The 6434-nt window shown below is 71.2% G+C and carries 9 protein-coding genes; 3 read left to right on the top strand and 6 right to left on the bottom strand.

All coding sequences use genetic code 11. The annotated features are described in order from the left end of the window. Nucleotides 1-16: 16 nt before the first annotated feature. The 6 genes from uraD to OXS49_RS22780 form a co-directional block, all read right to left on the bottom strand. Nucleotides 17-526 (bottom strand): 2-oxo-4-hydroxy-4-carboxy-5-ureidoimidazoline decarboxylase, encoded by a 510-nt coding sequence (uraD, locus tag OXS49_RS22755; RefSeq protein WP_267426877.1) that lies wholly within the window; start codon nucleotides 524-526, stop codon nucleotides 17-19. 4 nt (nucleotides 527-530) lie between these two features. Further along, nucleotides 531-884, bottom strand: a complete 354-nt coding sequence (gene uraH, locus OXS49_RS22760) for a hydroxyisourate hydrolase (protein ID WP_244002351.1) — start codon at nucleotides 882-884, stop codon at nucleotides 531-533. A gap of 20 nt (nucleotides 885-904) precedes the next feature. Then, nucleotides 905-1423: a hydroxyisourate hydrolase gene (uraH, locus tag OXS49_RS22765; protein WP_267426880.1), complete on the bottom strand. Its 519-nt coding sequence runs from the start codon at nucleotides 1421-1423 to the stop codon at nucleotides 905-907. Between the two features lie 96 nt (nucleotides 1424-1519). Then, on the bottom strand, nucleotides 1520-1747 hold the full coding sequence (locus OXS49_RS22770) for a DUF2934 domain-containing protein (protein WP_267426882.1): 228 nt from the start codon (nucleotides 1745-1747) through the stop codon (nucleotides 1520-1522). A 92-nt stretch (nucleotides 1748-1839) separates the two neighbouring features. Continuing rightward, nucleotides 1840-2010 (bottom strand): DUF3606 domain-containing protein, encoded by a 171-nt coding sequence (locus OXS49_RS22775; protein WP_244002357.1) that lies wholly within the window; start codon nucleotides 2008-2010, stop codon nucleotides 1840-1842. A gap of 121 nt (nucleotides 2011-2131) precedes the next feature. Beyond that, nucleotides 2132-3142: a 2-keto-3-deoxygluconate permease gene (locus tag OXS49_RS22780; protein WP_276082015.1), complete on the bottom strand. Its 1011-nt coding sequence runs from the start codon at nucleotides 3140-3142 to the stop codon at nucleotides 2132-2134. A 178-nt stretch (nucleotides 3143-3320) separates the two neighbouring features. Here OXS49_RS22780 and OXS49_RS22785 point away from each other — a divergent pair, with 178 nt between their 5' ends. From OXS49_RS22785 to pdxA, 3 genes are all read left to right on the top strand, one after another. Further along, the gene (locus OXS49_RS22785) at nucleotides 3321-4124 is read left to right on the top strand and encodes a FadR/GntR family transcriptional regulator (protein WP_267426883.1); all 804 of its coding nucleotides are present in this window, start codon (nucleotides 3321-3323) and stop codon (nucleotides 4122-4124) included. A gap of 130 nt (nucleotides 4125-4254) precedes the next feature. Continuing rightward, nucleotides 4255-5358 carry a four-carbon acid sugar kinase family protein gene (locus OXS49_RS22790; protein ID WP_244002363.1) on the top strand — a complete coding sequence of 368 codons (1104 nt, stop codon included), beginning with the start codon at nucleotides 4255-4257 and terminating at the stop codon, nucleotides 5356-5358. Beyond that, nucleotides 5355-6383, top strand: a complete 1029-nt coding sequence (pdxA, locus tag OXS49_RS22795; RefSeq protein ID WP_244002365.1) for a 4-hydroxythreonine-4-phosphate dehydrogenase PdxA — start codon at nucleotides 5355-5357, stop codon at nucleotides 6381-6383. Before OXS49_RS22790 ends, pdxA begins: the two co-directional genes overlap by 4 nt. Nucleotides 6384-6434 lie beyond the last annotated feature (51 nt).

Raw genomic sequence — 6434 nt, forward strand, 5'->3', positions numbered from 1 at the left:
ACCGCCCCAGACACGGTCAGGCGTCGATCAGACGCTCCAGCCGCATGCGGGTGATCTGCGCAACCTCCCCCAGCGCGGTCTCCCGCTCAGTCGCTGGATCCCGGCCAAGCCGGGCCTCGAACGCTGAGAGGATCTCGGCCCGGCCGCGCCCTCGCACCGCGATGATGAAGGGGAAGCCGAACCGGGCGCGGTAGGCTGCGTTCAGACGTGCGAAGGCCGCCGCCTCCGGCTCCGCCATGCGATCGAGCCCGGCGCTGCCCTGCTCGCTGGCCGAATCGTCCGTGAGGCTTTTGGCACGCGCCTCCGGACCGGCGAGTTCCGGATGGCCGTTGAGAAAGGCGAGTTGCAGATCCGGGGCCGCCGCATGCACCGCCCGCGTCATCGCCGCGTGCAGGTCGGCAAGGCTGGCAAAGGGGCGCTGCGGCGCGGCGGCCTCGGCCACCCAGGCGGCGTGCTCGAACACCCCGCCGAGTAGGGCCACGAAGGCACCCTCCTCCATCCGGTTGACGGTGGCGAGGTCGGGCACGGCCTCAGCTGCCGCGGTAGGTGGTGAAGCTGCCGGGGGCGCAGAGCATCGGCACGTGGTAGTGCTGCGCTGGGTCGAAGATCGCGAAGCGCACCACCGGGTTGTCGATGAAGATATCGGCCTCCGCGGTGCCAGGGCGGTCGCGAAAATAATCGTCCACGTGGAAGGCCAGCTGGTACTGACCGACCTTGGCATCGTTCGGTGCGAGGATCGGCTGGTCGGTGCGTCCGTCCGCGTTCGTGACCACGCTCTTCACGAGCCGCCACGTTTCCCCGTCCAGCACGGAGAAATCGATGCGGATCCCCGCCGCGGGGCGCCCGCGGTCGGTGTCGAGGACGTGGGTCGAGATGCCGGCCATGGAATCGTATCCTGACGGGGTCAGCTGCCGCGATAGTAGGAATAGCCCCAGGGCGTGAACAGCACCGGCAGGTGATGGCGCTGCCCCGCGTCACGGATCCGGAAGCGGATCGGCACGCGGTCGAGAAAGTTCGGGCTCGGCAGGCTGACGCCGCGGGCGGCGAAATAGGCCCCGACATGCAGCAGCAGCTCGTAATGGCCGGACCGGAGCGCAGCATCCATCAGCAGCGGCTCGGCCGGCCGACCGTTGGCCCCGGTGGTCACGGTCTTGATCGGCGTGAGGGTATCGCCCTCGCGCCAAGCAAGGTCGCAGACCATGCCGGCGGCCGGGGTGCCGTGGAAATTGTCGATGGCGTGCAGCGTCAGGCGCGGACCGAGGCCGGCCTGCGAGACCGGGGCGCTTGTGAGAGGGGCGGGCTTGTCCGACGCCGTCGATGGTACCGGGCCTGCCTGAGCCAGGACGCCGCCGGACGCTGTCGCCACAGCGCCGCCGAGACCGAGTCCGGTGAAGCTGCGGCGGGTCAGGGCGGATGTCTCCAAGGCGGGTCCCCGTCGCGCGACCAGTCATCGGATCGCGGACGGCGTCGGCGATCGTTCACGCCGCGTCGCAAACTACACGCCAGAGACGGGGAGACGCTATTGCGACGGTGGCTCAGACGCGGCCGGCCCCTCCTTGGCCGTCCGGCGCGCGCGCTCCTTGCGCAACTCCCGCTCGGCCAGGAGCCAGAACTCGATCTCGAATCCCTCCGGCCGATGGTTGCGTTCCCACAACTCGTAGGCACGCTCGCGGATCTGCTCGAACGTGATGGCGTCCGGCGCCGACGCCGGAGGCCCGGGAGACGGCGCGGTCTGGTCGTCGGACATGGCCGAGGGTTCCGAGGCGCGGGGCGGATACTCCGGAGCCGTTGATCCGGGAGGCGGATAGGGATCGGACTTCATGGCGACGCCCGCCCCGCTCAGGGGGCCGGCCTTTCAAGGTAGGCGGCGACGCTGGTGATCCGGCTCCCCACCATCGTGACGGCCTTGCGCAGCCGGTCCTCGCTTACGCCGAAGCGCTGGGCCCAGACCTCCCGGGCGGCGCGGTCGAAGATGTCGATATGCGTCTTGCCTCTGGCTTCGGTGGACATGCTGTGCCCGCTCCGGTCTCTGGCAGTGCCGCGGCGGTGCCGGGCTGTCTGCCAGGACAACCGGGCGTCCCCGTCTTCGGTTGCCGCCGCGACGTCGCGCCGATGCGCGCCTGTGCATGGATCAGCGCAGGGGCGCCGCGGGCCGCGCCACCGGCTCGCGCAGCGGCTCGGATGGCTCCACCTCCTGCCCCACCCGAGCGGCCACGAAGGCGGTGAGAAGCGGCACCAGCAGGGCCGTGACCACGACGCTCGCCGCCACCAGCACCGTGGCGGGCCCGGCGGCCTCCGCGTAGGCGGGGTTGGCGGCGGCGATGATCGCCGGGACGGCGGCGGCGTTGCCCGCCGTCGAGGCGGCCGCCACCCCGGCGACCCCGTTGCCCCCGGTCAGTCGGTCGGCCACGAACAGGGCCGCACCCGTGATCGCCACCACGGCGACGCCGAGCCCGATTCCGAGGAGGCCCGCCTGCCAGATCTTGGCGAGGTCGAGCCCGAAGCCGAGCGCGAAGGCGAAGAACGGGATCATCACCGGTGCGGCGCCCGACAGGAAGGCGCGCATGTCCCGGTCGAGGTTGCCCAGGATCATGCCGATCAGGAGCGGCAGGATGCTGCCGACCAGCGTCGGCCACGGGAAGGCGGAGAGGCCGGCGAGCCCGAGCGTGACCATCGTGAGGAACGGGCCGGATTCGAGGCTCATGATCGCGTAGGCGCCCGCATCCTTCGGGCGGCCGAACTGGCCCATCAGGGCGAGGTAGAGCCCGCCATTGGTGTCGTTCATGGCGGCGACGATCGCCAGCGTCGAGAGCCCCACGAAGGCACCGCCCATGATCGGCGCCTCGCCGAGCAGATGGCCGAACACCACGCCCAGGATCGCCGCGATGCCGACCTTGGTGGCCAGCAGGACGCCGCCCTTGCGGGCGATCGCCGGGGTGGCGCGGAAATCGATGCCCGCGCCCATGCAGACGAAGAACACCGCCAGGATCGGCAGGGCGCCGTTGAACAGCGCCCCGGTGAACGAGCCGAAGAAGGTCGCGGTGTTGGGGAACAGCGTGTGAAGGATCGCGCCGAGGAACAGCGGCACCACCATCAGGCCGCCCGGGACGCGCTCCAGCGAGCGCTTGATCGGAATCTGCATGGGTCGTCCTCCGGCGCGACCCCTGTTCCGGGCCCGTCACCTGAAACCTCAACCCCCCGGGGCCTGCTACAACCTTTCGACAAGGGCGTGCAACATGGCGGACAACTGCAGACTTGTTGACAATTGGGCGGTCGCGTTGATGTCTTGGCCGCCGGAACGCACACGGAGGCCATCCCGGATGTCGTCAGCCCTGCCCGGCCACGCGCAGGCGCCCGGCTTGGTATCGGGGCGCCGCGGGGTGGCGAAGGCGGCCATTGCCAGGCCCGCGTCCCTGTCGGATGGCATCTACGACGCGATCCTCACCGGCATCGCCAACGGCACCTATCCGGCCCAAGGCCGCCTGCCGAGCGAGCACGACCTCGCCGGCCGGTTCCAGGTCTCTCGGCCGGTGGTGCGGGCCGCCCTCGACCGGCTGCGCCGGGAGGGCGCGATCGTCTCGCGGCAGGGGGCGGGCAGCTTCGTCCGGCCCCGCGAGGCGAGCCCCGCCCCGGGCTTCGCACCGGTGGAAAGCATCGCCGACATCCAGCGCTGCTACGAGTTCCGCCTGACCCTGGAGCCGGACGCGGCCTTCCACGCCGCCACGCGTCGCGACGCCAACGCCCTCGACCGGATCGCGGCGGCCCTCGATCTGCTCACTCTGGCCACCCGCCAGGAGCAACACCGGGAGGACGCCGACTTCGCCTTCCACCACGCGGTCGCAGTCGCCTCGAACAACCACTATTACGCGGCCTCCCTGCAGGCCCTGCAATCGCACGTGGCGGTGGGCATGAAGATCCATGGCCTCGCCCTGCTGGGGCCGCGATCGGGCCTGCGCGGCGTGCTGGAGGAGCATCACGGGATCTTCGCGGCGATCCGTGACGGTGATGCGGAGGCCGCCCGCACCCGCATGGCCGCCCATATCGGCGCCTCGCGGGACCGGCTGTTCGAGGGGCGGCTGCTCGATCTGTCGATGGGGGTTGCGCCGGCGTCGCCACGCGCTTGACCGCCTCGGCACCCCCTCTGTATGCGTCCCGACAGCTTTACAACAAGCCTGGATGTTCCGCCCGGTCAGGCAGGGCGCTCCGGTCGGACATCGCGACGCGATCTTGTCCGCGGTCTGTTGAACCCCTGCCATGATCCGCCTGCGCCTCATCGCCGACGACCTGACCGGCACACTCGACACGGCGGCCGGCTTCACCGGCCTGTGCGGGCCGATCCCGGTAGCGTGGCCGGAGATCCTGCCGGGCGATGGATCCGGGTGCCTCGCGATCGATTCCGGCACCCGGGAGGTCTCGGCTACGGAAGCCGATCGGATCGTCCAAGATCTCGCGCCGCGGCTCCGGGGGGCCGACATCGCCTTCAAGAAGGTCGACAGCCTGTTGCGCGGCCCCTGGGCGGCGGAACTCGCCGCGGTGATGCGCCTCGGCGCCTGGCCGCGCTGCATCGTGGCTCCGGCCTTCCCGTATCAGGGCCGCCGTACCGCCAACGGGCGACAGCTCGCCCGGCGCGACGGCATGTGGGAAGCGGTCTCCGGCGACATTGCCGAGGCCCTGCGGGACGCCGGCCTCCCGGCGCGCCGGGCCGCCCTCACCGACGGCCCGGTGGCGGGGGTGGCGGTCTACGACGCGTCGCACGACGACGACCTCGCCCGCATTGCCGAGCTCGGCCGGGAGCTGCCGGTGCTCTGGTGCGGCAGCGGCGGCCTCGCGGCGGCCCTGGCGCGGGGCGTGACGGCGCCCGGCGGCGACCGCCTGGTCGGACCGGTGCTCGGCCTGTTCGGCTCCGACCGGCCCGAGACCGCGGCCCAGCTCGACGCCTGCGGCCCGCATTGCCTCGTCCTGTCGCCCGAGGCGGCGGACCATGCCGAACCGGTCGGCGAACGCCTCGCCCGGGACGGCGTCGTGCTGGCGAGCCTGGCCCTGCCCGCCGGCACCGCCCGGGAGGCCGCCGCCGCGCGGATCGCCGCGACCTTCACGAACGTGATCGAGCGGATCCCCAGGCCCGGCACCCTGCTGGTCGCAGGCGGCGAGACCCTGAAGGCGCTCTGCCTCGCGCTCCGGGTCGAACGCCTCGACGTCACCGGCCAGATCGCCCCCGGCCTGCCGCGCTCGACCCTGCGCGGCGGGCGCTGGGACGGGCTCGCGGTGATCTCGAAATCCGGCGCCTTCGGAACGGAGGGCGTCTGGCGCGATCTACTCCAAAGCAACGGTTTCACGCCCGACAGGAGCGACGCATGACCCAGCATCTCGCCATCACCATGGGCGATCCGGCCGGCATCGGCCCGGAGATCATCGTCAAGGCCGCCGCCCGCCTGAAGGATCGGATCGAAGCGGGCGACCTGAAGCTCGTGATCATCGGCAGCGCCCCGGCGTTGCATCGCGCGGAAGCCGCGCTCGGCCTGTTGCCCGAACCGATTCCCGAGGTTGCCGAGGACGGCGACTGGCCGGCGCTCTGCTGCCTCCAGGCCGATGCAGAGGGCGCGCCGATCGAGCCGGGCCGGCTCTCGGCCGATGGCGGGCGCTTCGCCTACAAGGCGATCGAGGCCGGGGTCCGGCTGGCGATGGCGGACCGGATCGGCGGCATCGTCACGGCACCGCTGAACAAGGAGGCGCTCAACAAGGCCGGCTATCACTATGCCGGCCACACCGAGATGCTGGCCGAGCTGACCGGCGTGCGCGGCTCGGTGATGATGCTGGCCCACGGCAACATGCGGGTCTCGCACGTCACCACCCATGTCGCCCTGGAGGACGTGCCCAAGCGCCTGACCCCGGAGCGCCTGCGCCTCGTCATCGACCTCACCGACAAGGCGTTGAAGGGCCTCGGGATCGCCCGGCCGAAGATCGCGGTGGCGGCGCTCAATCCCCATGCCGGCGAGGGCGGCCTGTTCGGGCGCCAGGATATCGACGTCAGCACCCCGGTGATCGAGACGGCCAACGCCGACGGGCTCGACGTGCACGGGCCAGTGCCGGGCGACACGGTGTTCGTGAAGCTGCGCGCCGGCCAGTACGACGCCGTGGTGGCGATGTACCACGACCAGGGTCACATTCCGGTGAAGCTCCTGGGCTTCGAGATCGACCCGGCCACCGGCAAGTGGATGGACCTGTCTGGGGTAAACATCACACTGGGTCTGCCGATCATCCGCACCTCGGTCGATCACGGCACCGCCTTCGACATCGCCGGCACGGGCATCGCCAACGAGCGCAGCCTGATCGAGGCGATCGAGTTCGCGGAAAGGCTGGCGGCCAATCGTCAGGCTGCTTGAGCAAGCGGATCCGCGCCCTTCCCGCATCGAATTTGCGGCTTCACCGTCAAC

This window comes from Methylobacterium sp. GC_Met_2 (assembly GCF_026540795.1).
Taxonomy (GTDB): domain Bacteria; phylum Pseudomonadota; class Alphaproteobacteria; order Rhizobiales; family Beijerinckiaceae; genus Methylobacterium.